Annotated in this window: 30 protein-coding genes; 14 read left to right on the top strand and 16 right to left on the bottom strand. The window is 45.5% G+C overall.

Features of this window, described 5'->3' with window-relative positions; translation table 11 throughout:
• Together ICN46_RS02070 and ICN46_RS02065 are read left to right on the top strand one after the other, a co-directional pair.
• On the top strand, positions 1–113 hold a 113-nt coding region (locus ICN46_RS02070; protein ID WP_215336448.1), incomplete at its 5' end, for an integrase core domain-containing protein.
• Positions 114–135: 22 nt separating this feature from the next.
• Entirely contained in the window at positions 136–603 is a 468-nt protein-coding gene (locus ICN46_RS02065) for a histidine phosphatase family protein (protein ID WP_216203949.1), read from the top strand.
• 21 nt (positions 604–624) lie between these two features.
• Here ICN46_RS02065 and ICN46_RS02060 read toward each other — a convergent pair whose 3' ends face one another.
• The gene (locus ICN46_RS02060; RefSeq protein WP_216203947.1) at positions 625–1,311 is read right to left on the bottom strand and encodes a cupin domain-containing protein; all 687 of its coding nucleotides are present in this window, start codon (positions 1,309–1,311) and stop codon (positions 625–627) included.
• Between the two features lie 58 nt (positions 1,312–1,369).
• On the opposite strand from ICN46_RS02060, the gene ICN46_RS02055 reads away from it, so the two are divergent.
• The gene (locus ICN46_RS02055) at positions 1,370–2,158 is read left to right on the top strand and encodes an SDR family NAD(P)-dependent oxidoreductase (RefSeq protein ID WP_370625467.1); all 789 of its coding nucleotides are present in this window, start codon (positions 1,370–1,372) and stop codon (positions 2,156–2,158) included.
• Positions 2,159–2,181: 23 nt separating this feature from the next.
• On the opposite strand, the gene ICN46_RS02050 is transcribed toward ICN46_RS02055, so the two are convergent.
• From ICN46_RS02050 to ICN46_RS02040, 4 genes are read right to left on the bottom strand one after another with little or no spacing between them, the layout of a single operon-like run.
• Entirely contained in the window at positions 2,182–3,441 is a 1,260-nt protein-coding gene (locus ICN46_RS02050) for a DASH family cryptochrome (protein WP_216203946.1), read from the bottom strand.
• 8 nt (positions 3,442–3,449) lie between these two features.
• Positions 3,450–3,587, bottom strand: coding sequence for a hypothetical protein (locus ICN46_RS12185; protein WP_524538573.1), 138 nt, complete (start codon positions 3,585–3,587; stop codon positions 3,450–3,452).
• A 6-nt stretch (positions 3,588–3,593) separates the two neighbouring features.
• A complete protein-coding gene (locus ICN46_RS02045) occupies positions 3,594–4,844 on the bottom strand; it encodes an exonuclease domain-containing protein (RefSeq protein ID WP_255538689.1) in 1,251 nt (416 codons plus the stop codon).
• Positions 4,845–4,899: 55 nt separating this feature from the next.
• Positions 4,900–5,469, bottom strand: coding sequence for an RrF2 family transcriptional regulator (locus ICN46_RS02040; RefSeq protein ID WP_216203944.1), 570 nt, complete (start codon positions 5,467–5,469; stop codon positions 4,900–4,902).
• An 89-nt stretch (positions 5,470–5,558) separates the two neighbouring features.
• Here ICN46_RS02040 and ICN46_RS02035 point away from each other — a divergent pair, with 89 nt between their 5' ends.
• Positions 5,559–6,050, top strand: coding sequence for a DUF4149 domain-containing protein (locus ICN46_RS02035; RefSeq protein ID WP_216203942.1), 492 nt, complete (start codon positions 5,559–5,561; stop codon positions 6,048–6,050).
• Here the strand turns inward: ICN46_RS02035 and ICN46_RS02030 are convergent.
• Both ICN46_RS02030 and ICN46_RS02025 read right to left on the bottom strand, forming a co-directional pair.
• On the bottom strand, positions 6,042–6,470 hold the full coding sequence (locus ICN46_RS02030; RefSeq protein WP_216203939.1) for a DUF2244 domain-containing protein: 429 nt from the start codon (positions 6,468–6,470) through the stop codon (positions 6,042–6,044). The genes ICN46_RS02035 and ICN46_RS02030 overlap by 9 nt on opposite strands.
• A gap of 25 nt (positions 6,471–6,495) precedes the next feature.
• Positions 6,496–6,642 carry a hypothetical protein gene (locus tag ICN46_RS02025; protein ID WP_161484718.1) on the bottom strand — a complete coding sequence of 49 codons (147 nt, stop codon included), beginning with the start codon at positions 6,640–6,642 and terminating at the stop codon, positions 6,496–6,498.
• 135 nt (positions 6,643–6,777) lie between these two features.
• Here ICN46_RS02025 and ICN46_RS02020 point away from each other — a divergent pair, with 135 nt between their 5' ends.
• Genes ICN46_RS02020 through ICN46_RS02005 form a run of 4 tightly spaced genes read left to right on the top strand, consistent with a single transcriptional unit; the run spans position 6,778 to position 9,012 of the window.
• Complete coding sequence (locus tag ICN46_RS02020) at positions 6,778–7,422, top strand: LON peptidase substrate-binding domain-containing protein (RefSeq protein ID WP_216203937.1); 645 nt, start codon at positions 6,778–6,780, stop codon at positions 7,420–7,422.
• A gap of 4 nt (positions 7,423–7,426) precedes the next feature.
• Positions 7,427–8,287: an oxygenase MpaB family protein gene (locus ICN46_RS02015; protein WP_216203935.1), complete on the top strand. Its 861-nt coding sequence runs from the start codon at positions 7,427–7,429 to the stop codon at positions 8,285–8,287.
• An 18-nt stretch (positions 8,288–8,305) separates the two neighbouring features.
• Positions 8,306–8,683 carry a DUF4149 domain-containing protein gene (locus ICN46_RS02010; RefSeq protein WP_216203933.1) on the top strand — a complete coding sequence of 126 codons (378 nt, stop codon included), beginning with the start codon at positions 8,306–8,308 and terminating at the stop codon, positions 8,681–8,683.
• Entirely contained in the window at positions 8,680–9,012 is a 333-nt protein-coding gene (locus tag ICN46_RS02005) for a hypothetical protein (RefSeq protein ID WP_216203932.1), read from the top strand. The genes ICN46_RS02010 and ICN46_RS02005 overlap by 4 nt, the downstream gene beginning before the upstream one ends.
• On the opposite strand, the gene ICN46_RS02000 is transcribed toward ICN46_RS02005, so the two are convergent.
• A complete protein-coding gene (locus ICN46_RS02000) occupies positions 8,999–9,175 on the bottom strand; it encodes a hypothetical protein (protein WP_216203930.1) in 177 nt (58 codons plus the stop codon). The two genes, ICN46_RS02005 and ICN46_RS02000, sit on opposite strands and share 14 nt — an antisense overlap.
• A 130-nt stretch (positions 9,176–9,305) precedes the next feature.
• Here ICN46_RS02000 and ICN46_RS01995 point away from each other — a divergent pair, with 130 nt between their 5' ends.
• The 4 genes from ICN46_RS01995 (at position 9,306) to ICN46_RS01980 (ending at position 11,958) form a co-directional block, all read left to right on the top strand.
• Complete coding sequence (locus tag ICN46_RS01995; protein WP_216203928.1) at positions 9,306–9,935, top strand: alpha-ketoglutarate-dependent dioxygenase AlkB family protein; 630 nt, start codon at positions 9,306–9,308, stop codon at positions 9,933–9,935.
• Complete coding sequence (locus ICN46_RS01990) at positions 9,925–10,929, top strand: NAD(P)/FAD-dependent oxidoreductase (RefSeq protein ID WP_216203926.1); 1,005 nt, start codon at positions 9,925–9,927, stop codon at positions 10,927–10,929. The genes ICN46_RS01995 and ICN46_RS01990 overlap by 11 nt, the downstream gene beginning before the upstream one ends.
• Before the next feature lie 23 nt (positions 10,930–10,952).
• On the top strand, positions 10,953–11,351 hold the full coding sequence (locus ICN46_RS01985; RefSeq protein WP_216203923.1) for a dihydroneopterin aldolase: 399 nt from the start codon (positions 10,953–10,955) through the stop codon (positions 11,349–11,351).
• 103 nt (positions 11,352–11,454) lie between these two features.
• Complete coding sequence (locus tag ICN46_RS01980; RefSeq protein ID WP_216203921.1) at positions 11,455–11,958, top strand: histidine phosphatase family protein; 504 nt, start codon at positions 11,455–11,457, stop codon at positions 11,956–11,958.
• Between the two features lie 655 nt (positions 11,959–12,613).
• Here the strand turns inward: ICN46_RS01980 and rpoD are convergent.
• From rpoD to rpsU, 4 genes are all read right to left on the bottom strand, one after another.
• Entirely contained in the window at positions 12,614–15,163 is a 2,550-nt protein-coding gene (gene rpoD / locus ICN46_RS01975; RefSeq protein ID WP_216203919.1) for an RNA polymerase sigma factor RpoD, read from the bottom strand.
• Positions 15,164–15,387: 224 nt separating this feature from the next.
• Complete coding sequence (dnaG, locus tag ICN46_RS01970) at positions 15,388–17,337, bottom strand: DNA primase (RefSeq protein WP_216203917.1); 1,950 nt, start codon at positions 17,335–17,337, stop codon at positions 15,388–15,390.
• Positions 17,338–17,355: 18 nt separating this feature from the next.
• Positions 17,356–17,802, bottom strand: a complete 447-nt coding sequence (locus tag ICN46_RS01965; protein ID WP_216203915.1) for a GatB/YqeY domain-containing protein — start codon at positions 17,800–17,802, stop codon at positions 17,356–17,358.
• Between the two features lie 141 nt (positions 17,803–17,943).
• Positions 17,944–18,156: a 30S ribosomal protein S21 gene (rpsU, locus tag ICN46_RS01960; protein WP_011903537.1), complete on the bottom strand. Its 213-nt coding sequence runs from the start codon at positions 18,154–18,156 to the stop codon at positions 17,944–17,946.
• A 66-nt stretch (positions 18,157–18,222) separates the two neighbouring features.
• Here rpsU and tsaD point away from each other — a divergent pair, with 66 nt between their 5' ends.
• Positions 18,223–19,296 (top strand): tRNA (adenosine(37)-N6)-threonylcarbamoyltransferase complex transferase subunit TsaD, encoded by a 1,074-nt coding sequence (tsaD, locus tag ICN46_RS01955; protein WP_216203913.1) that lies wholly within the window; start codon positions 18,223–18,225, stop codon positions 19,294–19,296.
• Between the two features lie 28 nt (positions 19,297–19,324).
• Here the strand turns inward: tsaD and folE2 are convergent, their stop codons facing one another.
• From folE2 to xseB, 4 genes are read right to left on the bottom strand one after another with little or no spacing between them, the layout of a single operon-like run.
• Complete coding sequence (folE2, locus tag ICN46_RS01950) at positions 19,325–20,152, bottom strand: GTP cyclohydrolase FolE2 (RefSeq protein WP_216203912.1); 828 nt, start codon at positions 20,150–20,152, stop codon at positions 19,325–19,327.
• 25 nt (positions 20,153–20,177) lie between these two features.
• A complete protein-coding gene (gene dxs, locus ICN46_RS01945; protein WP_216203910.1) occupies positions 20,178–22,082 on the bottom strand; it encodes a 1-deoxy-D-xylulose-5-phosphate synthase in 1,905 nt (634 codons plus the stop codon).
• A gap of 17 nt (positions 22,083–22,099) precedes the next feature.
• Complete coding sequence (locus ICN46_RS01940; RefSeq protein WP_216203908.1) at positions 22,100–22,999, bottom strand: polyprenyl synthetase family protein; 900 nt, start codon at positions 22,997–22,999, stop codon at positions 22,100–22,102.
• A complete protein-coding gene (gene xseB, locus ICN46_RS01935; RefSeq protein ID WP_216203906.1) occupies positions 22,999–23,232 on the bottom strand; it encodes an exodeoxyribonuclease VII small subunit in 234 nt (77 codons plus the stop codon). The genes ICN46_RS01940 and xseB overlap by 1 nt, the downstream gene beginning before the upstream one ends.
• A gap of 162 nt (positions 23,233–23,394) precedes the next feature.
• Here xseB and put2H point away from each other — a divergent pair, with 162 nt between their 5' ends.
• The gene (gene put2H, locus ICN46_RS01930) at positions 23,395–24,501 is read left to right on the top strand and encodes a putrescine 2-hydroxylase Put2H (RefSeq protein WP_216203904.1); all 1,107 of its coding nucleotides are present in this window, start codon (positions 23,395–23,397) and stop codon (positions 24,499–24,501) included.
• The last annotated feature ends 7 nt before the right edge of the window (positions 24,502–24,508 follow it).

Below are 24,508 nucleotides of genomic sequence, written 5' to 3'. Positions count from 1 at the left end.
AAAACTGGATCACCATTTACAACGAAGAAAGACCGCACAGCTCTCTTGGCAGAATATCGCCTAGAGACTATCGAGCACAGGCAGAAAACAACACTTTAGGAATGTCGGCTTGACGGGGGATACTACATCTATACATTGCAGAGTAAAAATTCACAGAAGGTAAATTGGCATCCCAAATACTCTGACTTGCAATTGGATCAATGCTCCACCCAAAGAAATCTGGGTGACTATGGAAAAAAACAATCCGCCCTTATCGGAGGATGGCTAAAAAATCAGGGGATTCAGTACGCAAATATCATTAGCAGCCCCTGGTGTCGCTGTATAGATACGGCTAAGTTATTAAATCTAGGGTCCGTAAAAATCTCTCCAGCCCTTGGATCATTCTTTGATGACATGGGTCTAGAAAAGCGACAAACCAAAGAGCTAGAGAAGCTCATCCAAGCCCAGCTAAATGAAAATAGTAAGACGCCGCTCATTCTGGTAACTCACCACGTCAATATACAAGCTTATACGGGTAAGGTGGTTAATGTGGGTGATATGGTTTTGGTGAAGGTAAATAAAAATGGGCAATACTTATCACACCAAATTTATCCCAGTCCATAGCCCTAATCAGACAAGCCCGTCTTAGCGATAGTAGGCGGATTGCTTGCTATCACCATCTGCCAAAAGATGGCCAGTCTTCACAAAGATGGTGCAACCTTCTTTACTAAATGGCTGATGCAAGCTCATGTGAGGACTTCTGATCCAAGAGCCGGCGGGGTATCGTCCATGCTCATCCTCAAATACACCATCGACCACAAAGATTTCTTCGCCACCGTAATGCTTATGGGGATTGAAGTAAGTTTGAGGCGCCCAACGAACTAAAGTCGATCCGCTACCCTGTGTCATCAAGGGCATGACATTGAGGCCGGGAACCATCCCCTGAAACCAAGGGGCAGTTTTCGTGTTAACTATCTCTCGCTCGACTTGATCTGGGCCAAGGTGTCGCAACTTTACAAACAGAGTACAGCCAGACTGGCTGAATGGCGCATGCGAAGATCCAGGTGGATTCATCATATAAGTACCAGCAGGATAATCGCCTGTCTCGTCACTAAAGACGCCATCTAAAACGAAGATCTCTTCACCAAATTCATGGGTATGTGTTTGAAATTTAGATGCCGGTCGATAGCGAACAATTGAAGTTGCCTTTGCTACCTCATCACCCATGCGATCAAGCATACGTCTATCGACCCCTGCCTCTGGGCTAGGAACCCAAGGTAGGTCATGGTGGTTGATGACAACTCTCTTACTGTAATCGGAGTGGATATTCACTTATTGCGTTTCTTATCTATAAACAGGAGTAAGAATAGCAAGCAAATGGAGGGTTTGCTTGAATGAGAATTTTGCCGAGTACGCTCATACGCGATCTGCGCTAAAGTCTCTTCAATCCATCCCATTTATTGAATTTCTTCAACAGAACAACATGAGCTTACTTCCCAACCCCTTTCGTGCACTAGTTATTGGCTCTTCCGGAACCATAGGCTCTGCCTTCATGGATCTCTTAAAATCTAACCCCGAATGCACAGAGGTTATCGGCATTCATCGCCATTCTGAATTTCCAATCGATTATCAAAATCTGGAATCTATTGAATCCTGCGCAATAGCACTTTCTCAAGCGGGGCCCTTTCAACTGATCATTAATACCATCGGGGTTTTACACACGAATCAGTGGATGCCTGAAAAGAGGTTAGATGATCTCAATGCGGAACAACTCATGGAGCTCATGATAGTCAATACGATTGGTCCGGCACTAACGATTCGTCACTTTTCAAAATTACTGGATCCCAAAAATAGCATCATGGTGACTCTGTCAGCAAAAGTAGGCAGCATTGAAGATAACCGTCTTGGTGGTTGGTATAGCTATCGCGCCTCTAAGGCTGCACTCAATATGTTAGTGAAGACAACATCGATCGAATGGGGGCGCACAAAACCGAAGACCGCATTAATCGCAATGCATCCCGGCGCTGTGAACTCCAGACTCTCAAAGCCATTTCGTGGTGAGCAGATTGGCAGACCTGCAGATCAAGCTGCAGCTGAGATGTTTAATGTGATTCAGTATCTTCAAAAAGAAGATACAGGAAGCTTTCTAACTTATTCGGGTGAAAAGCTACCTTGGTAATGGAATAAACGCTTTTTTAAACTTTAGGGCGCATTTAACCACTTTGATCGATAAGTGCCATCAGGATCATGATCCTGAGCTTGCTTCTTCACATTAAATGGGCGCCCTCCGCGTGGATCTGTACCTCTTCCTGCTATGTATAACCAATTACCCTGGTTGCTATACACATCATAGTCAACCAACTGAGATTCAAACCAAGCAGCACCAGCGCGCCAATCGCCTTTCATGTCGTAAATCCAATAGCTTGCTACCACTTGACGCATACGATTAGATAAAAATCCGGTTTGTTGGAGCTCGCGCATGCCAGCATCAATAAAGCTCTCTCCCGTAGAACCAGTACTCCATTGTTGAAATTTTTTTTCATCAAAACTATTGAGTTCTTTTTCAGTCAAACCCCGGGGACGATAAAGCTTGCTCCCATACTTAAAGTGCAGAAAACGGAAATAGTCTCTCCACAATAATTCAAACCACAGCCAATAAGTTCCGTCATTATCTTCGTATGTTGACTCATAATTTTTTAGCTTCTGCACGATTGTTCTTGCCGAGCAACAGCCAAAAGCCAACCATGGAGAAAACTTACTGGAATAGTCCATACCAGTTAATTGATTACGAGTTTGCTTGTAGCTATCTGGCAAGCGACGCTCAAAGTACTGATCTAAATGGGCTAAAGCACTTAGCTCTCCACCATTAAAAAGAGGTTCGACTTGCTTGGGAAATAAATCTTCCTTTGGATTAGTCGGAATACTCATCAGCGGCAATGGAGGAATGTGAGCTGGGGTAGAAATCGGCTCCGCATTAGAAAGATTTCTACGCTCAACCTCCTGTCGGAATTTAGTAAATACATCTGGCATCTCTTGCAAATCAAATGGCAAGTCCTTGGGATCAAGCATGCTTGATTGCCAAAATTGCCTGATATTGAAACCCAGATTCTTAATTACATCTACCTCTGCAAGTTCCTCTGGAGCTTGGATTTGCTCGCAATATATAGAGTCAAATGACACTTGCTCTCTTAGTAGTTGAAAAACCTCTGCGGACCTGCCTTTGAACTCTAGTAAAGTTGAGCCCTTGGCAATTAATTGATGACGTAGTTCATCTAACGATTGTTGTAAAAATTCTCTAGAGTGATTTGCAAATCGAGGAAATTCCCAGCTGGTTAAATCATCATTGCTATCTGGATGAATATAGATTGGTAAAAGATGTTTGGCTGATGCGCATGCTTCTTTAAAACCGGGATTATCTTCCAAACGAAGATCATTCCTAAACCAATAGACGATGGTAGACATGGCTATTCTTAACTAAGATGAATCACTTGATTTTGATACTGCCTAGCTAGAGCTTTTTTAACGATCTTGTAAATATCAAGATCGAACTCAGCATCGCCAGCACTTTTGAGTTCAGTCAACTCGTCCTCATTAATGGCGGTACCCAAGTAGCACTATTTATCCAAAACAATCATTTCTCCGTTGTCTTTGATGGCTATTGGGCCCTTGTAAGGCCAAACCTGCACCCTATATAACTCCATTGCCGTCCTTAACTGCAGATTATGCATTTCAGTAGGTATGATGCCAATGCATGCACCACCACATCGCTTAACTTGATATCCAAAGCAGGCTTTTGCATCAACCGCTTTTTCAAGCCCCAGCAATACTTCGCATAAGCGGTATTTTTTTGCAATCGCCTTTAGATACGAGTTGGCCTCTCTTTTGTTGTAAAACAAACCAAAAAGATTATCTTGAAGACCAGGCATGAGATCTTTGTGGTTCACAAGCGTTGGCTTTAGCACTCCATTAGTATCTTTATCAAGGCTCCATGCACAAAGATCTCTTGATCGACGAAGCTTTATATTCATACTAGGCATGCGCTCTTTAATAAGCTTAGACTCTAATATTAAAGCTCCTAGCTCTCCACTAGTCTCAATCCAGTCAATATCTCTCACCTGCAAAGATAATTTCATTTCCTTGCGCTGCGTTAACGAGCCCTGAAAGTGCCCCATCACCCTACTGCGCAGGGAAATACTCTTCCCAATATATAAAGGGGTTTTATTTTCTCCGTAAAAGATATAGCACCCAGGCGCATCAGGTATTGAGTCAATTAGTTCCTGATCGATATTTGGCGGTAGACTTGCATTTCCCACCAACCGATTGAGAGCCTCTAGCAAACGCTCTTTACCAACTGCTCTCTCACAAATTTGCCAAAACTGAAAAAGTAAATCTGCGTCGCCAAGCGCCCTATGTCTAGCGCTGACAGTCAAACCATGCTCACGAATGATAGTGTCTAGGTTGTGACGAGCTTGGTTAGGAAATAGGAGTCTTGAGAGTTTGACGGTACATAGGACTTTGGGCCTGAAATCCAGGCCCATTCTTTTAAAAGAGGCTTTAATAAATCCATAATCAAAGCGCGCATTGTGCGCAATAAATATCTTACCTTCGAGCTCCGCCTTTAGGTCTCTGGCAATTTCTTCAAAGCCAGGCTTGTCAGACACCATTTGCGGGGAGATCCCAGTGAGTCTTTGAATATTGTGCGGAATATAGACACGGGGGTTGATTAAACTCTCCCAGATAGAGACCCCGTTATTAGAAAGCGTTTTAATACCTATTTCCGTAATGCGATCTCTGTCAAAATTCGAACCAGTTGTCTCGATATCAACAAAAGCAAGAGCTGGATAATCGATCGATTGCTTATTCATAACATTAGAGAATCAGGCAATGGGGGGGGTACTAAGACCCCCTTCAACCTAAGCTTTAACTTGGGCTGCGATCCAAGAAGTTTGCAAAGTCAAATACAGAATTAGGTCCACGCGGGATCTCTTCCACTTTTTTAAACTGCGCCTTCACCACTTTTTGAACCTCACCCTTTTGTCTTTTCTCTTTTTTGAGATCAAGAGAAGCATAAACAGTTCTCTCGGGTGCTTTTTTAATATCACTAAAGCTAGGCACATAATCTTTGATGGTGGATGCCAAGGTGACGTTGGCCATACAACTGAGCATATAAGCTTCCAAAGATTGGTATAGCTCTTTGGCAATATCGGATAACTCTACCTTGCGCTTTTTAATGAGATTCATGGCAAGCACGATATCTTTGATCGTAATCAAGCCAGGGTCTTGAGATAGAACATAGCCACCTCTGCGGCCTTTGGTGCCTTTTACAAACCCCGATTCTCTTAAGGGGCGCAATAGAAGCTCAATACGGCTAATAGATAAGTTTTGCCTCTTGGCCAGCTCTGGCACTGGCACAGGCTGTCCATTGATCGAGTTACTAGCAATGTCGACTAGGGTATTTAGCGCTGCTTTTGCTGCTTTGGTGAGATCCATTTTGAACTTAGCAGAAATGTTAGATTGGATCTAGTATCAGACTGATTTAGACTTTTTGCTGAAACGCACTTCTTAACCCTATTTGTTCCATGGTTGAAAGCACTCAAGACCAACACCAATTTGCTAATCGATTTTTGCGATTCATCTCCCACTTATTGTTAGGCGGAATCATTGCGCAATTTTTTAGCTGCTTAAGCGCCTATTTGTTCATTGGCGATTCACAAGCGGCAGGTATGCTAGCGCACATACTTATACAGCATTTGTCTTATTACTTATTAGGCTGTACTTTTATTACCTTAAGCCTTGCCAATGTTCTTATCAAAAGAGGACAGCATAGCCTCAGAGCAATTCGCATTCCCGCTCTTTTGCTGATCTTAGTCACCGCAATCAGCAGCTTTCTGCTGATACCCCGCATGGATTACTTGCGAGAGACCGCATTGCTGGATGGTATGCCAGTAGCACTCTCACCATTTGCTACTTATTTTGCGATTTTGAATGGACTGACCTTTACCTTGGTAATCACCCAGATAATTTGCTGCGGATTAATGGCGTGGCGCCTTAGCAAACAACGATCAACCTAGGTAGCGCCTTACTGCAGCAATAAGTGGTAACTGCTGCTCTTGCCTGATAAATTGACCGATCTCCACACGTAAGTTTGATTGGCTAATAAAGAAGGTTTTTGCATCCTCAAGAGGAGCTTCTATTTTTGCCCACTGCGTATTGAATTCGTAGACCTTTTCTTTGTAGCCAATAAACTTTTTAACAATCAGGCGTTTACCATCGATCTCAATCGTTTCGCTATCAAGCGCATGTCGGCAATAAATCAAAAATCCGATCGTTACCGCACCAATCTCAATAATCGTAAAAATGGGAATAACCCAGACTCCTGCTAATAGAAAGCCGATTGCCACCACAAAGGAGAGGCATACCAAAGCGATATAAAACTGCAGGAGCTGCTTTGGAGTCAGCGCGCAGTTTCTTCGCATTTGCCAAATCTTCATACCAAGTCCAATTGCAGGGGATGAATTACTTGTTTTTTCGCTCTTGGGCTTTTGCCAACTGATCAGCACTTCTTTGCTGAAAGTCCACCATACTGTGGTAACCCATTTGATAGCACGGGCAATGCTTTCCTAATATCCAGCGGGCAAGCTTGATGCGTAGTTTTTGTACCATTTTGGGTCTCCAAGAATTGAACGTCTAATGTAATCGGAAATTGGGTTTGTTGCTGGCCGATGATGCAAACATTAGGGGACTTCAGTGGCGAGTTGGTCATCAGCAAAAAGTATTCAAATCCATTACATTGAATCCATGACTGAATCCAACCCCGCCCCACGAAAAATCCCATTATTTCCCCTGGGTACAGTACTTTTCCCAGACGGCGTGATCGCCCTTAAAATTTTTGAAGCTCGCTACCTGGACATGATTAAACAATGTTTGCGCGAGAAGACTGAGTTTGGCGTGGTTAGCATCATCAAAAATACCAATAACGACAATGAGAGCGAACCCCCAACTTTTGCCAGCATTGGTACCCTAGCGTTGATCGAAGACTTTGATCCTGTGCAGCCCGCCCTGTACATGACTAAATCATGTGGGACGCAGCGCTTTAAGCTACTAAATAGCACCCAACAAAATAATGGTCTTTGGGTTGGTGAAGTGGAGCTGCTGGATAAAGATCCACTCATGCCCATTCCCAAAGAACATCAAGGCGTCGCTAAATTACTCAATGAGATTATTTCAGTCATTCAGAGTGAAGATTTGCTAGGCGATGCCCCTTTCAAGAAACCCTTTAAGACCGATGATTGCGGCTGGGTCTCCAATCGTCTAGCTGAGCTCTTGCCAATCTCTCTTGCACAGAAAAATCACCTCTTAGCCCAAACCAATCCACGGATTAGACTCGATCTGATTACTGAAATCATTGAGGATGATGATTTAAGAAATCTGAAGATGCACTAAGCTCATGCTGGATGAGCTGATTCGGAAAACGATTCGAGAAATGGTGGGCGGTAGCGGCCCACCAGTAGCGTTCTTGGTGCCAAAAGGCGATCGTGGTTTATTTGGCCCTGAATCAATAGCCTGGAAGGTGCATGCAGACTTTATTTCCATGATGATTGGTGGCATCAGCTCATTGATTTTGCAAGCCCTCCACCCACAAGCCTTAGCCGGGGTCTGGGATCACTCCTCTTTCAGAGAAGACTTAAAGGGTCGCCTTGGTAGAACAGCTTTTTTTATTGCGGCGACTACATACGGCCCTACCGATATGGCAGATAACATTATTCAGAAGGTTAATCAGATTCATACAAAAATTACAGGCCTCGATGAATTTGGCAAACCATACTCAGCCACTGATCCACATTTACTGGCTTGGGTGCATCTCACAGAAACGCGCAGCTTCATGAGTTCTTTTGAGGTTTACCGTAAAGAAAAATTAATTCCAAAAGAAAAAGACCAGTATTTTCTTGAAATGAAATCTCTTGGCGAAAGAATGGGTGCCACCGGTATTCCAAATACTTATGCAGAGACTGAGGGCGCCATTAAAGCCTACATACCAGAGCTCTATTTTGGCGACCGGGCTAAGAGCATTATTGATTTGCTCGATCATTTCCCAAGCAATTTGGCCGCTAAACCCTTTATCAAACTCATTAGTCGTGCAGGATTTCTGAATCTTCCTGAGTGGGTGTACCCAATTATCAAAAAACCAGCGCCCACTTATTTAGAGCGCCTTGCAGTTCAGAAGAGTATCAACCTCATCGCATACCCTGTGCGTGAAGCCCTCAAAGATGGGGTGGCTGCCCACTCTCTGCGTAGAGTTTATGGATAATATTTTTAGAAAGTGAACATGATGACTAATTACCTCTTATCCGGCATGGTTGGCATCATGCTGTTTTTTACAGTAGTTGTTGCGCCAACCGTTTTTAAGGTTTTGCCAATGGAATGGTCAAGCAAATATGTTAGAAACTTTTTTCCGAAGTATTACGCTACCCTAGGCCTCATCACCCTAATTTGCATCTTTACCGAGCAAGACTCAAATAACAAATTATTGCTTGCAATCTGCGCAGCACTATTTGCTTTTACTCTGTTTTATCTCACCGGAAAAATTAATCACGCCAAGGATAGCGGTCAAAATAGACAGTTTCATGTGCTTCATGGCGCAAGCGTTGTCATCAACCTATTCCAGCTCATTTCTTTTATCTATCTTTTGGTGATCTCATCATGAAAACACGATATGCACTCACTTTTACCTTGCTACTAATAGCCATTTCAGGCCCGGTCAGCGCCCAGACCAATGCAGGCAAATCTTTGAATCCAATCTATGTTGAAAGCTGCATTCGAAGTCAAGTTCAGGCACATCAGAAGATTAAGGAAATCACTCCAAATGATTTCCGAGCATATTGCGAATGCACTGCGAAACAACTCGTGAGTAATCTCAACTCCACGCAATTAGATGAATTGAGCAAAGGCAGTAAATCACCTACATGGCTTAAATCTGCAGAAGATTCAGCCAGTAAAGCTTGTCTTAAGCCCAGCTCCACTACTCAGACTTAGACTCATCGGAATTCGTGACTGGGCTTTTGTCTTTAGCTGACTGTAAATTCAGACTAGGAGCTGCCATTTTTTCACCATCCCAAACTTGGCCGCACCAACACTCACCCGCATCATTAATAATGCAGACGCCTGATCCACAGCAACGCTTATCTGGAGATTTCATAATCAAGCCTTTGTTAAGAGAGCAAATATTGTGTAAGTCGTTTTGGTCCTTATGGCCGCCACAACACAAATAGGAATTAACGCTATTCTAGAGTTTTTATTCATTTAGCGCTTGCCCTCAACCCCCTCAGATGAACCAAACCTCCTTATTTCACGCGGATCTAATGCCGTCTAGGCAGAACCTATTGCCTAAGGATGGGGTTACACATTACTACCCAGAATTTATAAGCAACCACAATAGCGCTAAATTAATGACACAACTCTTAGAGTCACTGCCCTGGGAGGAAGATCGATTATTGATGTTCGGGAGGGTGGTAACCACTCGTCGCAAAGTAGTTTGGATTGGCGACCCTAAATGCGACTATACCTATTCCGGAATCAAGAGACAAGCCCAAAGATGGACTGCGGAACTACTGTTGGTTAAGGGCCAACTTGAGGATCTCACGAAGTCAAAATTTAATTCCTGCCTACTCAATCTCTATCATGATGGCAATGATGGCATGGGCTGGCATAGCGATGATGAAAAAGAATTGGATGCAAAATCACCAATTGCCTCTCTGAGTCTTGGTGCCACCCGAAAGTTTGCTTTTCGACACAAGAAAGACAAAACAACACATTCTATTTTGTTAGAAAATGGTAGCGCTCTTATCATGCATGCTCCTACTCAGGAGTATTGGCAGCATGCCTTACAAAAAACTAAAAAGATTGATGAGCCTCGTATAAATCTAACCTTCAGAAGTATTACTCCAAATGACCGGTAAACCCCATTCAAAGCAGATCAGTGCTGCCATCATCGGCGCAGGCATTTCTGGCCTCAGCTGCGCCACTCGTCTACAAAAACTTGGGTTTGAGGTTGAGGTCTATGAGAAAAGTCGTGGGGTTAGTGGACGTATGAGCACTCGCAATGGAGATGGTTGGAATGCAGACCATGGAGCTCAATATTTCACAGCAAGAGACCCCCTTTTCATTGAAGAGCTTAATCACTGGATTGAGAGTGAAGCAGCGAGTATCTGGCATCCACGTCTAAAAGTTTTTAAACAAGGTCAATGGCACGACAGCATCAGCTCTGAAATTCGCTATGTTGGCACCCCCAATATGACTTCACCGGGGAAATTTTTAGCCAGAAATCTCTCCATCCAGCTCAATCAAACCATTAATCACATTACCTATAAAGCAGGGAAATGGTCGCTGCACAGCATAGAGGCAGGCGAAATTCAGAAGCAGTTTGACTGGCTTGTTTTAGCGCTACCTGCTCCACAGGTACTCGCACTTACAAAACAAATAGACAAGGCAATTGAGATCTTAGTATCAGACGCCAATATGCAGGGCTGCTGGACCGTGATAGTTATCCCCGATAAAAATCTCAATATCGATTTTGATGCTGCGTTTGTCAATAATAAGATCATTAGTTGGGTATCTAGGAACAACTCTAAGGCGAATCGTATCGGTCGTGAAGTCTGGACAATACATGCTAATCCTCAATGGAGTCAGGAAACGATTGAGTTAGATAAGGATGCAGCGGCGGAACTAATTCTAGATTGCGCAAAAAAACTCGGTCTAGACTTTGGTGACCCTAAAATCTCTATACATCGCTGGCGTTATGCAAGTGGTCACATTAATCCTGTCTCAGACCCAATCCTTAACCAAGATCTCAGGTTAGGATTTTGTGGTGACTGGCTTCGCGGAGGAAGGGTCGAGGGCGCCTGGCTCAGCGGCTATGAACTAGCCTCCCAAATTGAAACATTTCAGAAATAATCTATTACCCAAAGAGAAAAAAGATGGCCATAGCATGTATTGAATTAAAAGATCTTAAACTGCAAACGCAAATCGGGACTTATGGCCCGGGCTCTATTGTTCCAAAACAGCATCTTCTCGACTTAACTCTTTGGATAGACCCAAAACTGGTCCTTATCGCAGAAGATGTCATGGAAAATGTATTTGACTACGACCCCTTGGTCATTGAGATTGATCATATAGCAGGCGATGGTCATTATGAAACGCAAGAAAGGCTCATGACTAGAATCGTTCAGGCCTGCTCTAAGTACCCCGAAATTGAGTCTCTTGAAATTGGCCTCAGAAAAATGCCTGTTAGCGCGGGATCGGGCTCGCTAGGCGTTCGGCTCTCGATAGATAACGACACCCTCAGCAACATGAAGGATAAAAACTTACTATCGTAAATTGGCTCTTATGAAACTTAGAATTTCATCATAAAGCTCTCGAATTTTGCGCACTAATTTCATATACCAGTCATCTTAAGCGATTCTCTTTAAAGTAAATATCATGAAAATTGTCTTCTCTTTCTTTATAAGTGCATTACTCGCTCTCGTCGCCATGCCGGCAAGCGCAAACCTTGCAAGTAGCCTTAGCGATGGACAGCATGTTTTACTGATGCGCCATGCTGATGCACCTGGCTATGGAGATCCAGCAGGCTATCAACTAGATAAATGCTCCACCCAAAGAAATATGGGTAATAGCGGCAAGAAGCAGGCAATACTGATAGGCCAATGGCTGACCAACCAAGGAGTTACCTCTGCAAAAGTAATGAGCAGCCCTTGGTGTCGCTGCATTGATACTGCGAAACTACTAAATAAGGGGCAAGTTACCATAGCCCCTGCTCTTGGATTATTCTTTGACGACATGAGTATGGAAAAAGAGCAAACCCGAAACCTAGAAAAACTTATTCAGTCCCAGCTAAATGAAAACCCCAAAATGACCATCATCCTAGTCACACACCATGTGAATATCCAAGCCTTTACCGGCAAAGTAGTTAACGTGGAGATATGATTCTGGCCAAAGTAGATAAGAACGGTGAGTTTTTATCTCAACAAACCTATCCAAGCCCAAGCTTTTAGCGTTTTACTCTGGGCGCAAAAGAAAACCACCCGAAGGTGGTTTTTTACTTCTGGTGGGCCCACCAGGACTTGAACCTGGGACCAAAGGATTCCGGTTTGTGTAGCTTTCACTACTCCCTGGACTATGCCTTCATCATATCGATCACTCGACTTAGATGGGTGCCGTCTAGTCTCTACACCTTCAACAGCACTTTCATACTGAAGCTTGGCTCGGCGTTAGCTTGTGCAGCTTTTGGCTACATTTAGCTTTCTCCGAATTTGACACCATCCCTTATGCAGTTTCCACGCATAAGGCACAACTTTCGCTATGAGTCCTCTGCTCTAACCAACTGAGCTATGGGCCCTAAAACTGTTTTTACTACACACCTTACTGCTGGTGTTTTTACTGCAAAACCACACTTAAACCGCATTTACTACACACCTCGGTTTTTGCTCCGGTGTGTAAGCGGTGTGTAGTGAATTTAAACCACCTAATTCACCACTAACCTCTTGAATCTATTGAGATCTTTATTACAAGACCCCTAGGGCTTCTTTCTTATGAGTCCTCTGCTCTAACCAACTGAGCTATGGGCCCGTTAGTCTTTGCCTCAATCCTCTTCGAGGAAGGTCTTGAGTTTGTCACTACGGCTTGGGTGACGCATTTTTCTGAGCGCTTTAGCCTCAATCTGACGAATACGTTCACGTGTCACATCAAATTGTTTGCCCACTTCCTCAAGCGTGTGGTCAGTACTCATCTCAACCCCAAAGCGCATGCGTAATACTTTTGCCTCACGTGGTGTCAATGAGTCTAGAACATCTTTCACCACATCGCGCATCGATTCATGCAAGGCAGCTTCTGCTGGAGCCAAGGTGTTGCCATCCTCAATGAAGTCACCTAAATGAGAATCTTCATCATCTCCAATGGGTGTTTCCATGGAGATAGGCTCTTTAGCAATCTTCATAATCTTACGAATCTTGTCTTCAGGAATCTCCATCTTCAAGGCCAAGGTTGCAGCATCTGGCTCATGGCCAGTTTCTTGCAGGATTTGACGACTGATACGGTTCATCTTATTGATTGTTTCAATCATATGAACCGGGATACGGATGGTACGAGCTTGGTCGGCAATAGAGCGTGTGATCGCCTGACGAATCCACCAAGTTGCATAGGTTGAGAACTTATAGCCACGACGGTACTCAAACTTATCCACCGCCTTCATTAAGCCGATGTTACCTTCTTGAATTAAATCCAAGAACTGTAAGCCACGGTTGGTGTATTTCTTGGCAATCGAGATTACTAAACGCAAGTTAGCAACGGTCATCTCGCGCTTGGCTTCACGAGCGCGCTTCTCACCAGCAGCCATCTGCTTATTAACTTCCTTCAACTCTGGCAGCGGAATAACAACCCGAGTTTGGATGTCGATCAACTTCTGCTGAAGCTCTTGAATAGCTGGCACATTACGCTGCAAGAGTGCGCTGTAAGGCTTGTTTTCCTTCAACAATTTATCAGTCCAAGCAAGGTTCATGGCCATCTTTGGAAAATCTTTCAAGACTTCGCCGCGATTAACGCCAACCTTATCCACCAACAAACTAACAATACCGCGCTCAAGCTTCCAGACCTGATCAACCTGTGAGCGCATCGTGTCGCATAACTTTTCAACACTCTTCGCCGTTAAGCGGAAGCCAAGCAGTTCACCACGAATAAGTTCTTGCGCCTTGATATAAGCCGGGCAGTTGTACCCCTCTTTATCAAAGGCACGACGCATCTTGTCTGCTTGCGTACGAACGATTGCAAACTTCTCTAAAGAAATCTGCTTCAACTCTTCTAACTGTTTGGCATTGGCTGTGGCTGCGCCACCGCCACCACCACCTTCGTCCTCACCAAGCTCTTCACCCTCTTCGGCATCTGGGTCGACTTCTGGCTCTTCTGGTCCAAGCTTAATATCTTCAGCATTAGGATCCACCAACCCATCAACAAATTGATCGATCTCCATTTCGCCAGTAGCGATTTTATCGACGTTACTTAAGATTTCACTAATGGTTACTGGGCAAGCAGCTAAGGCCATAACCATATCCTTGAGACCAGCCTCAATCTTCTTGGCAATCACGATCTCGCCTTCGCGAGTCAAGAGGTCAACAGTTCCCATCTCACGCATATACATGCGAACTGGATCGGTTGTGCGACCAAACTCTGAGTCAACGGTCGCTAAAGCGGCTTCCGCCTCTTCTTCCGCCTCTTCTTCGGTAGTTGTTGCTGAAGCATTCTCATTGAGCAACAAAGTTTCGGCATCAGGGGCCTGCTCGTAGACGGTAATGTTGATGTCGTTTAAGAGGCTAATCAAAGTTTCTAATGCGTCGGCATCAGATAACTCATCAGACATCACGTCATTCATTTCACCATGGGTTAAATAACCCTTGGACTTACCCATCTTGATCAACACCTTCAAGCGAGTACGACGCAACTCTTGTTGCTCCTCTGACCCTAACTGTTGTGCTGCGAATTCTTTTAAAAGAGCCTTTTCTTTTGCCTTACGCTCGCGCGCTTTTTGACGATCTGTCAAAACTGGCTCAGCGCCTTCAACCGGGGCGTCAGCCTTAGGCTTGCGTCCGCGAACTTTTTTCTCCTCGCCAACAACTTCAGCAAGCACTTCAACTTCCATAACTTTTACTTTTTTACCTTTAGCTTCTGCTTTTGCATCCACTTTTGGCTCAGCCTTCGTAGCTTTTGCAGGCTCAGCCTTAGCGACAATCGCCTTTCCTTTTTTAGCGGGCTCGACTTTTGCTACGGGCTTGAGGGCTTTAGCTGGAGCTTTAGCGGCTGGCTTAGCGGCAGCTTTAACTGGTTTTGCTGGAGTCTTTGCTTTAGCGGCTGGCTTAGCTGCAGGTTTTGCAGGAGCTTTAACTGGTTTTGCTGGAGTCTTTGCTTTAGCGGCTGGCTTAGCTGCAGGTTTTGCGGGAGCTTTAACTGGTTTTGCTGGAGTCTTTGCTTTAGCGGCTGGCTTAGCGGCAGCTTTAACTGGTTTTGCTGGAGTCTTTGCTTTAGCTGCAGGTTTTGCAGGAGCTTTAACTGGTTTTGCTGGAGTCTTTGCTTTAGCGGCTGGCTTAGCCGCAGGCTTTGATTTTGGAGCTGGCTTAGCGGGTTTTTTCTTGATATTTGGCATTTATGAGCACTTATTCACGTTACTGTTTATTGATATCGACTGATTAAACACAGCCACGTTGTCCACTTGCCCCAAATTTCATCAAAATAAAGCGCAAGTGACTGAATTAAATCGTTTTTTTCTTGGGAACAGAGGATTATAGTCGATTGTGACTTTTTTACCCCTACTTTTCGTAAAGATATGGGGTTAATTTCTCAGATTTCTAGGGTGAAATCCGATATTTCTTAGGCGAACTTCAGTCTTTCGCCTAATTCACGATATCTAGCTCGATCTTGCTCCGTTGCCTCGCTGGCAGCAATCTTCTGCGCGATCTGGGTCATTTCTAGTTTCAGGTGGGTTAGCTCTAGCTTTTTGAAGGCCCCATTCAGATCCGCGGTAGCTCCCTTCAAATCCAAGTCAGACCCCATTACCCGTTTTCTGAGAACTTCATACATTGGAGCAAGCTCACTCCGAGACAACTGATCCTGGAACATAGCAAAAGCACCCGCCCCCACCATTGCGGGCGCTTCACCTTCACCGGCAACCAATTCAACTTGATCGCATTGCGACAATAAATCCTGCATCAGTGTCAGCGCATTCGCTGAGCGCTGTTCAGATGCTTGCAAAGCAAGTGATCGCTGATTTGCATCTAAAGCTTTACCTAAATGTGGAAACTGAATCAAGACTCGCAAAATCTGTTCTGCTAAATCTGTGGGCGCTTGTGGTGGAGCTATGTTTTGAGCGGCAACTCTTTTTGCTGACCCTCTCGAAGCTTGCCATGGTGCGCCTTGATTTCTGTTACCAGTGTTGGCATTAGTAAGGCTTTTTGCCCTAGTTGCAGTTGGAGAATACGCTACCGTTTGCATGGGAGAAGGCGCTATCGTTAAACCACAAAAAGCCTCTAACTCCGCCGGAGTCGAGTTTGTGCGGATTGCAAGCTCACGCAATATTTGGGTACGCAATGCAATCGGCGGCATTGAGAGGAGCAAGGGTTTAGCAGCATGATGCGTTTGCGCCCTACCCTCTGGAGTAGTCATCTCATGCCCCTCGCTGGCAATCTTAAAGAAGAAGCTAGAAATAGACATTGCCTCTTTAATGACCTTCTCAAAAGCAGGTGCGCCATAAGCACGCACATAACTATCGGGATCATGCTCAGTGGGCAAGAATAAGAAACGAATTTCCTTATCGTCAGACATCAAAGGCAGGCAGGCTTCTAGTGCGCGTTGTGCCGCGCGCTGTCCCGCGGCATCACCATCGAAGGAAAATACAATACGATCCGTTTGACGTAAGAGCATACGTACATGATTTGCAGTACACGCAGTACCCAGAGTGGCTACAGCATTAGGGAAACCTAATTGCGCCAGTGCCACTACATCCATATACCCTTCGCATACCAAAACATATTCTTGCGAACGAATAGCCTGCCTCGCCTCAAATAATCCATAAAGCGTATTGCCTTTAGAGAAGAGTGATGTCTCAGGAGAGTTTAAATATTTTGGCTCTCCTTGATCTAGGATGCGACCACCAAAACCAATCACTTGGCCTTTTGGATTGCGGATCGGAAACATGATGCGATCACGAAAACGGTCGTAGCGTCTTACGGGTTGGCCACCCTCATTTTGCTCACTCTGAATCAATAAGCCGCCCTCTAGCAAAGTCTTGGCAACTTCATCATTTGAATAGCTACCAAAAACTGCTTCAAGACCTTGCCAGCCGTCTGGCGCATAGCCCAATGAATAACGTTTAGCGATTTCACCAGTCAGGCCGCGACCTTTTAGATACTCTACAGCGCGAGGCGCCATCTTCAGTTGCGCCCGATACCAATCTGATGCAGAACTCATCACCTCGCTCAATGCCATCGCTTGCTGCTGCCTTGCTACATCTTGCGCAGTTCGTTCTTCACGCGGCACTGTCAGACCAGCTGATCGAGCTAAATCTTCAATTGCATCAACATACCCTAGCCCGGAATATTCCATCGCGAAACTGATCGCCGACCCATGGGCCCCGCAACCAAAACAGTGATAGAACTGTTTTGTGGGCGATACAGAAAATGAAGGGGACTTTTCAGAATGAAACGGGCACAAACCTTGATAGTTCGCGCCAGCTTTTTTTAACTTCACATGCTGCCCAACCACATCAACAATGTCGATCCGATTTAAAAGATCGGCAATGAAGGATTGGGGAATGAGCGCCATCAGTACTGAACCTGTGGCTCACTTCGCCAGAGAGGCCTTCACCAAAGCGGAAACTTTTCCCATATCCGCCTTACCAGCCAATTGCGCTTTAAGCGCGCCGATGACCTTACCCATATCTTGAGGTCCAGTGGCGCCGGTAGAACTTACTGCAGCAGCTACAGCAGCCTCGACCTCAGCATCAGAAAGTTGTGCAGGTAAATAATCTTGCAAAATAGCCATTTCGCCTACTTCGATCGCAACCAAATCATCGCGTCCAGCCTTCTCAAACTGAGAAATTGAATCCTTGCGCTGCTTAATCATTTTTTCCACAATTGCTATGACACCAGCGTCATCAACAACTACGCGTTCGTCTACCTCGCGCTGCTTAATGGCCGCCAATAAAAGACGGATGGCGCCTAAACGTGCAACTTCTTTTGCACGCATTGCGGTTTTCATATCTTCGGTAACTTGGTCTTTAATGCTCATCTCATAGTTCCTGTTAGGTTTGCTATCACTTACTAAGTTTCTCTAGTAATTATTACTCGGACGCTGAAAAAGCAAAAACCCGCTGCGTTTCACCGTCAGCGGGTTTCAAAGCCTCTCGGTGAAGAGAGCTTTTAAATACGACTAATAAAGCTTCTTAGGCAACATCTGGCTACGAATACGCTTGTAATGGCGTTTTGCAGCTGCTGCTTTTTTACGCTTACGCTCAGCAGTTGGCTTTTCGTAGAACTCGCGAGCACGCAAGTCGGTCAAAAGGCCATTTTTTTCAATGGTGCGCTTGAAACGGCGCAATGCCACTTCAAAAGGTTCGTTTTCACGGAGGCGGACTGTAGTCATACTTGTTTAACTCGTTTATGCTCGAAAATTAACTGAATCACGGATTCTATCACGACCAAGCGAAAAATGATTGTTTTAGGCATAGAAACTTCTTGTGACGAGACCGGGGTGGCTTTATACAACACCATGCCCTGGGAGAGTGCACAACCTGCCTTCCAAGGCATTCTAGGGCAGGCTCTCCACTCCCAGATCGCCATGCACCGGGAGTATGGGGGGGTAGTGCCAGAACTAGCCTCCAGAGACCACATTCGCCGGGTTTTACCCCTTTTAGACGAATCCTTAACCCAGTCTGGGCTCGCCCTCAAGGATATTGACGCGATTGCTTACACCCAAGGTCCCGGGCTCGCTGGCGCTCTTTTGGTAGGTAGCGCCTTTGCCAAATCCCTAGCCCAAGGCCTCAATCTCCCCTCTCTTGGGGTACATCATCTTGAGGGGCACCTACTCTCCCCGCTTTTAGGGGAAACGGCCCCACAATTTCCATTTATTGCCCTACTAGTTTCCGGTGGCCATACGCAACTTATGAAAGTGAGCGGGGTTGGGCGCTATGAATTACTTGGAGAAACCTTAGATGACGCTGCTGGAGAGGCTTTTGATAAAACTGCCAAATTACTAGGCTTAGATTATCCAGGTGGAGCCGCTATTTCAAAGCTGGCAGAAAAAGGTCGGCCCGGTCAATTTGATTTACCCAAACCGATGATGCACTCAGGCGATCTAGATTTTTCCTTTTCCGGATTAAAGACAGCCGTTCTTACCCAAGTGAAAAGGTTCCAGGAAAAAAATAATACCGACACAACTGAAATTGCCCAATTTCATGCAGATTTGGCGAGAGCCTTTGTCGAATCCTTGGTTGCAGTCTTGGTGAGCAAATCAGAAAAAGCACTTAAAAGAACGGACTGCAAACATCTTGTTCTTGCTGGCGGCGTAGGAGCTAACTTACAACTGCGCGCGGCCTTAAATGAGAAGGCCGTTAAAAATGGTTTTCAAGTTCACTACCCGCCACTAGATTTATGTACCGATAATGGTGTGATGATTGCCTTTGCCGGAGCACTTCGTTTACTTGAAGCTAATAATGGCTCAACAAGATCAGGGGCATTTGATATCAAACCCCGCTGGGATTTACAGAGCAACAACCTTATTTAAGTTGCACTCCAGCTATATTTTTCTTGCTTTATTTTGCCAGGCTAATTCTGGCAAAGGCACTGTGGTTATGAATTGATTCAAAGTTTTCAGCCTCAACCACAAATGACAAGATGCGCGCATCAGCTTTGAGTTGGCCGGCAACATCACGCACTAAGTCCTCAACAAACTTAGGGTTACTGTAAGAATGCTCGGTGACCCACTTCTCATCTGGGCGCTTGAGTAAACCCCATAACTCGCTTGATGCTTCACTCTCAGCCGCAGTAACTAAATCCTCTACTGTCATCTTGGTTGTCGAATCTAGCATCACTGTCATCGTGACATGCGAGCGTTGATTATGCGCACCAAAATCAGAAATCTCTTTTGAGCATGGACATAGACTCATGACAGGAACTACAGCTGATAACTGCAAATCCACATCAATGGAGCCGGCAGCATTTTTTTTGCCTTTTGCCATCCAAGTGACTTCGTAATCCATCAAGCTTTCAACACCAGAGACTGGCGCAGCTTTCTTCACAAAATGGGTATAAGTAAATTGCACTCGACCCTCAGTAGCATCCAAGAGTGGCAACATCTCACGTACCATTGAAACCACTGAAGCACTATCAATTGCCTCATCTTGTTTTTGCAAAATCGCCATAAAACGCGACATGTGCGTGCCCTTAATATGCGCAGGCAAAGCAACATCCATCTCAAAATTGCCAACCGAGGGAAAACTACCAGTCTTTGTGCGAATTGTCAGGGGATGACGCACGCCACGAATGCCCACCTGTTCAATAGGTAAAGCCCGCTCATCCCGAGCGGATTGCACATCAGGCATTGCGCTAGGCTTTAGGAAGGAGGCGTTCATGTCATTCATGTCTCTATTTTCCGGCAAAACCGGCTTATTTGCCTGTCACCACTGAATTCACACTCAAGACGGCTGGAAAACGCCTTGTAATCGACCTAGCAATGCCTTCAGGATCTAAGCCACACTTGGTCATGAGCAACTTGTAGTCACCATGCTCAATAAATTCATCCGGAATACCCAACTGCAATAAAGGCTTATTGATGCCCATTGCAGAGAGCGCTTCTAAGCAAGCGCTACCTGCGCCACCTTGAATGGCACCATCCTCAACAGTCACAAAATAATCATGATCGGCAGCCAAGGATTTGATCAAGTCAATATCCAAAGGTTTCACAAAACGCATATTCGCAACCGTGGCATCGCACTGCTCAGCGGCTTCCAAAGTGGGATACAGCAAAGTACCGAACGCCAAGATTGCTATACGACTGCCAACTGGTGCATTGGATTTGCGACGGAGCTCGCCCTTGCCTAATGGGAGCATTCTTAATTCTGGAGAAGGAATCGCGCCAATGCCTGCACCACGTGGGTAACGCACTGCACTGGGATGAGATTGATGGAAGGCGGTCGTTAATAAATCGCGGCACTCCGCTTCATCAGCGGGCGTCATAACCAACATATTGGGAATACAGCGCAAAAACGGAATGTCGTAGACGCCAGCATGGGTTGCGCCATCAGCGCCAACCAGACCTGCGCGATCCAATGCAAACAAAACTGGCAAATCCTGAATCGCCACATCATGAATTAATTGATCATATGCACGCTGCAAGAAAGTGGAATAAATTGCCACCACGGGCTTCATACCTTCACATGCCATTCCAGCAGCAAATGTTACGGCGTGCTGCTCTGCGATACCAACATCGTAGTAACGCTTTGGAAAGTTCTTCTCGAATTCAACTAATCCCGAGCCTTCGCTCATTGCTGGGGTAATGCCGACCAATAAAGGATCGGCATGAGCCATGTCGCACAACCATTCACCAAATACCTGTGTAAATGTTTTCTTGGGAGGTGTTACAGGTTTCTTCACGCCCTCCTCTGGATTGAACTTGCCCGGTCCGTGATAAAGCACTGGATCAGCCTCAGCCAATTCATAACCTTGACCTTTGCGGGTCACCACATGAAGAAATTGGGGGCCGCGTCCTTCGAGCGCCAAACGACGCACATTCTGCAGCATTGGTATCAACGCAGACAAATCATGCCCATCAATTGGGCCAAAATAATTAAAGCCAAACTCTTGGAAAATGGTTGACGGAGATACCATACCCTTAGCGTGATCTTCTAAGCGTTTAGCAAACTCACGTAACGGCGGTGCAATGGATAGAACGCTATCGATTCCCTTTTTAGTTGCCGAGTAAATATTGCCGCTTAGTAAGCGTGCAAGGTGGCGATTCAAAGCACCGACAGCCGGCGAAATCGACATGTCGTTATCGTTCAAGATCACTATGAGCGGTAAATCGTCATATACACCCGCGTTATTCATGGCCTCAAAAGCCATGCCCCCAGTCATGGCGCTATCGCCAATCACGGCAACCGCAACCTGCTTTTCACCTTTGGCTTGAAATGCCCTTGCCATACCCATCGCCGCAGAAATACTAGTGGAGGAATGGCCGGTTCCAAATGCATCGTACTCACTCTCATTGCGACGAGGAAAACCGGACAGGCCATCTAGCTGACGAAGTGTGTGCATGCGATCGCGTCGGCCAGTCAAAATCTTATGAGGGTAACTCTGATGACCCACATCCCAAACAACCCGATCATGCGGCGTGTCAAAAACATAATGCAGTGCAATCGATAGCTCCACAGTTCCCAAATTTGAAGAAAGATGTCCGCCAGTTTTGGAGACCGAATCTAAAACAAATTGGCGCAACTCAATCGCCAAAGCAGGCAAATCTTCACGAGAAAGTTTTTTTAAATCAGCGGGAGATTGTATGGAATCTAAGGTCATCGAATCTAATGTAAAACTTATTTACCTCTATTGACAACTAACAGGGCCAAGTCTTTCAGGGCCTGCCCTTTGCTACCAAAAATATCTAGGCTGCCAATCGCCTCTGCTTGTAACTGCATTGCTTGCTTCTGTGCATAGTCTAAACCCATCAAGGTGACATAAGTCGGCTTATCGTTGGCGACGTCCTTGCCGGCAGTCTTTCCAAGAGTTTGACTGTCGGCTGTAGCATCTAAAACATCGTCAATGATCTGAAAGGCTAAACCTAGAGCTTGGGAGTAATGCTTGAGACAAAGCATCTGAGCCGCATCAAGACATGCAACAATCCCACCCAATTCGACCGCACAAGCGAGTAATGCCCCAGTCTTCATAGCATGCATTTGCTTGAGTCCAGGCAAATCTAATTTCTTGCCAACATGCTCCAAGTCAATCGCCTGACCACCAGCCATCCCTCGCGATCCCGATGCTGCAGCTAAAGCGCTAATCATTAATAAACGAGTATCGGCCGCACAATTAGCATTTGCCAAAATTTCAAAGGCGCGCGTTTGCAATGCATCGCCGACCAATAAAGCGGTAGCTTCATCATAGGCCCTATGAACGGTAGGCCTTCCACGACGTAAATCATCATCATCCATACAAGGTAAGTCATCATGAACCAAGGAGTAAGCATGAATGCATTCAATTGCCACCGCAGCCGCATCAAGCGCATCGGATGTTACGGAATCGCTATTGCCTAGGGTGCCAGCTGCAAATACCAGTAATGGACGAATCCGCTTACCGCCACCCTGAGCGGCATAACGCATTGCTTCATGCAATCGATTAGGAGTGATTTGATCCGAATCAAGTAGCGCATCTAACGCCAACTCGGTGCGCGCAGAATGCGTAATAAGCCAGTCCTGAAATTGAAAAACTGCAGTCATTAGACTTCAAATACCCGCACTTGTTGTTCGACTTGGGCAAGAACACCCTGACAATGTTTTAGTAGTGCAGCCCCACGCTGGTAAGCCAAAAGGGTTTCTTCGAGGGAGAATTTTCCTGACTCCATATCAGAAATCAGCTTCTCGAGCTCTTTAACCGCCTCTTCATAACGCAATTTGGGATCAATTTGGGCCTCAAGAGCAGGCTTTTGACTCTCTGATTTTTTAGCTGGCATAGGCCTATTTCCTTTGTATTTCTTGCACAAACAGCCCTATATATTAAAGCGAGAAGTTCGTTCGATGGGTATAATTCACCCCTTCCTTTCCAATATCGACTCGTCGATGGTTGGATTGGTTATTCCGCTTAGCTTCGGCTGACGTTTTCGGGGGTGGGGAGAATGACTAATCTGGCTACCGCGCAGAAGCTTGCGCCGTCCAATCTACAACTGCCGGTTTCGGCATATTTTGACGCTGACCTGTATCAGCGCGAAATTGAACTGCTTTTTAAGCAGGGGCCGGGCTATGTCGGCCATGAACTCATGGTGCCTGAGGTGGGCTCCTATCGCACTTTAGCAGCAGAAAATGAAGGTCGTATTCTGGTACGCAATGAGACTGGTGTTGAGCTTTTATCCAATGTCTGCCGTCATCGCCAAGCACTGATGCTCAATGGCTCTGGCAAAACAGAAAATATTGTTTGCCCACTGCATCGCTGGACGTATGATCTCGGCGGCAATCTTTTAGGTGCGCCCCACTTTGAAGATAAGCCATGCCTTAATTTAGGAAGGTCGCCATTACAAAACTGGCAAGGATTATTATTTGAAGGTCCACGCGATGTGAGGGCCGATCTTGCCAAATTAGGCGTTGCCGATGATCTCAAGTTTGATGGCTATCTGCTCGATCACGTTGAGGTTCATGACTGTCATTACAACTGGAAAACGTTTATCGAGGTTTACCTCGAGGACTATCATGTCGTACCTTTTCATCCAGGCTTAGGTAAGTTTGTTTCTTGTGAAGATCTCCGCTGGGAATTTGGTGACTGGCATAGCGTACAAACCGTTGGCATTCATAAAGACCTCGCAATACCTGGATCACCTGTATATCGCAACTGGCATGAAGCGGTGTTACGCCAGTTTGGCGGGCAATCGCCTCGCCATGGAGCAATCTGGCTTACCTACTATCCTAATGTCATGGTCGAGTGGTATCCAGGCGTGCTCTGCGTTTCTACACTGCATCCTCTTGGCCCCAATAAAACGCGCAACATCGTTGAGTTTTATTACCCAGAAGAGATTGCGCTGTTCGAGCGTGAATTTGTTGAAGCTGAACGCGCTGCTTACATGGAAACCTGCATCGAAGATGATGAAATCGGTGAGCGCATGGATGCTGGTCGTGCCGCACTCTTGGCGCGCGGCGTCAATGAAGTTGGTCCTTATCAAAGCCCCATGGAAGATGGTATGCAGCATTTCCATGAATGGTATCGTCGTGTGATGAACTATCAAGGCATTTAATCCACTT

Origin of the sequence: Polynucleobacter sp. Latsch14-2, from assembly GCF_018881925.1 — a bacterium.
Taxonomy (GTDB): Bacteria; Pseudomonadota; Gammaproteobacteria; order Burkholderiales; family Burkholderiaceae; genus Polynucleobacter.
Note: the sequence above shows the minus strand (reverse complement) of the source record. Positions and strands in the feature narration are given on the sequence as shown.

Excerpts from the sequence above, each read along its gene's own strand:
- ICN46_RS02025 (WP_161484718.1), bottom strand. The coding sequence starts at position 6,642 with ATGGTACAAAAACTACGCATCAAGCTTGCCCGCTGGATATTAGGAAAG.
- ICN46_RS02040 (WP_216203944.1), bottom strand. The coding sequence starts at position 5,469 with ATGGATCTCACCAAAGCAGCAAAAGCAGCGCTAAATACCCTAGTCGAC.
- rpoD (WP_216203919.1), bottom strand. The coding sequence starts at position 15,163 with ATGCCAAATATCAAGAAAAAACCCGCTAAGCCAGCTCCAAAATCAAAG.
- ICN46_RS01990 (WP_216203926.1), top strand. The coding sequence starts at position 9,925 with ATGACCGGTAAACCCCATTCAAAGCAGATCAGTGCTGCCATCATCGGC.
- ICN46_RS02035 (WP_216203942.1), top strand. The coding sequence starts at position 5,559 with ATGGTTGAAAGCACTCAAGACCAACACCAATTTGCTAATCGATTTTTG.
- rpsU (WP_011903537.1), bottom strand. The coding sequence starts at position 18,156 with ATGACTACAGTCCGCCTCCGTGAAAACGAACCTTTTGAAGTGGCATTG.
- dnaG (WP_216203917.1), bottom strand. The coding sequence starts at position 17,337 with ATGGCGCTCATTCCCCAATCCTTCATTGCCGATCTTTTAAATCGGATC.
- ICN46_RS02015 (WP_216203935.1), top strand. The coding sequence starts at position 7,427 with ATGCTGGATGAGCTGATTCGGAAAACGATTCGAGAAATGGTGGGCGGT.
- xseB (WP_216203906.1), bottom strand. The coding sequence starts at position 23,232 with ATGCCAGCTAAAAAATCAGAGAGTCAAAAGCCTGCTCTTGAGGCCCAA.
- ICN46_RS02050 (WP_216203946.1), bottom strand. The coding sequence starts at position 3,441 with ATGTCTACCATCGTCTATTGGTTTAGGAATGATCTTCGTTTGGAAGAT.
- ICN46_RS02000 (WP_216203930.1), bottom strand. The coding sequence starts at position 9,175 with ATGAAATCTCCAGATAAGCGTTGCTGTGGATCAGGCGTCTGCATTATT.
- put2H (WP_216203904.1), top strand. The coding sequence starts at position 23,395 with ATGACTAATCTGGCTACCGCGCAGAAGCTTGCGCCGTCCAATCTACAA.
- ICN46_RS01980 (WP_216203921.1), top strand. The coding sequence starts at position 11,455 with ATGAAAATTGTCTTCTCTTTCTTTATAAGTGCATTACTCGCTCTCGTC.
- folE2 (WP_216203912.1), bottom strand. The coding sequence starts at position 20,152 with ATGAATGACATGAACGCCTCCTTCCTAAAGCCTAGCGCAATGCCTGAT.
- dxs (WP_216203910.1), bottom strand. The coding sequence starts at position 22,082 with ATGACCTTAGATTCCATACAATCTCCCGCTGATTTAAAAAAACTTTCT.
- tsaD (WP_216203913.1), top strand. The coding sequence starts at position 18,223 with ATGATTGTTTTAGGCATAGAAACTTCTTGTGACGAGACCGGGGTGGCT.
- ICN46_RS02045 (WP_255538689.1), bottom strand. The coding sequence starts at position 4,844 with ATGAATAAGCAATCGATCGATTATCCAGCTCTTGCTTTTGTTGATATC.
- ICN46_RS02010 (WP_216203933.1), top strand. The coding sequence starts at position 8,306 with ATGATGACTAATTACCTCTTATCCGGCATGGTTGGCATCATGCTGTTT.
- ICN46_RS01965 (WP_216203915.1), bottom strand. The coding sequence starts at position 17,802 with ATGAGCATTAAAGACCAAGTTACCGAAGATATGAAAACCGCAATGCGT.
- ICN46_RS02030 (WP_216203939.1), bottom strand. The coding sequence starts at position 6,470 with ATGAAGATTTGGCAAATGCGAAGAAACTGCGCGCTGACTCCAAAGCAG.
- ICN46_RS01995 (WP_216203928.1), top strand. The coding sequence starts at position 9,306 with ATGAACCAAACCTCCTTATTTCACGCGGATCTAATGCCGTCTAGGCAG.
- ICN46_RS01940 (WP_216203908.1), bottom strand. The coding sequence starts at position 22,999 with ATGACTGCAGTTTTTCAATTTCAGGACTGGCTTATTACGCATTCTGCG.
- ICN46_RS02005 (WP_216203932.1), top strand. The coding sequence starts at position 8,680 with ATGAAAACACGATATGCACTCACTTTTACCTTGCTACTAATAGCCATT.
- ICN46_RS01985 (WP_216203923.1), top strand. The coding sequence starts at position 10,953 with ATGGCCATAGCATGTATTGAATTAAAAGATCTTAAACTGCAAACGCAA.
- ICN46_RS02020 (WP_216203937.1), top strand. The coding sequence starts at position 6,778 with ATGACTGAATCCAACCCCGCCCCACGAAAAATCCCATTATTTCCCCTG.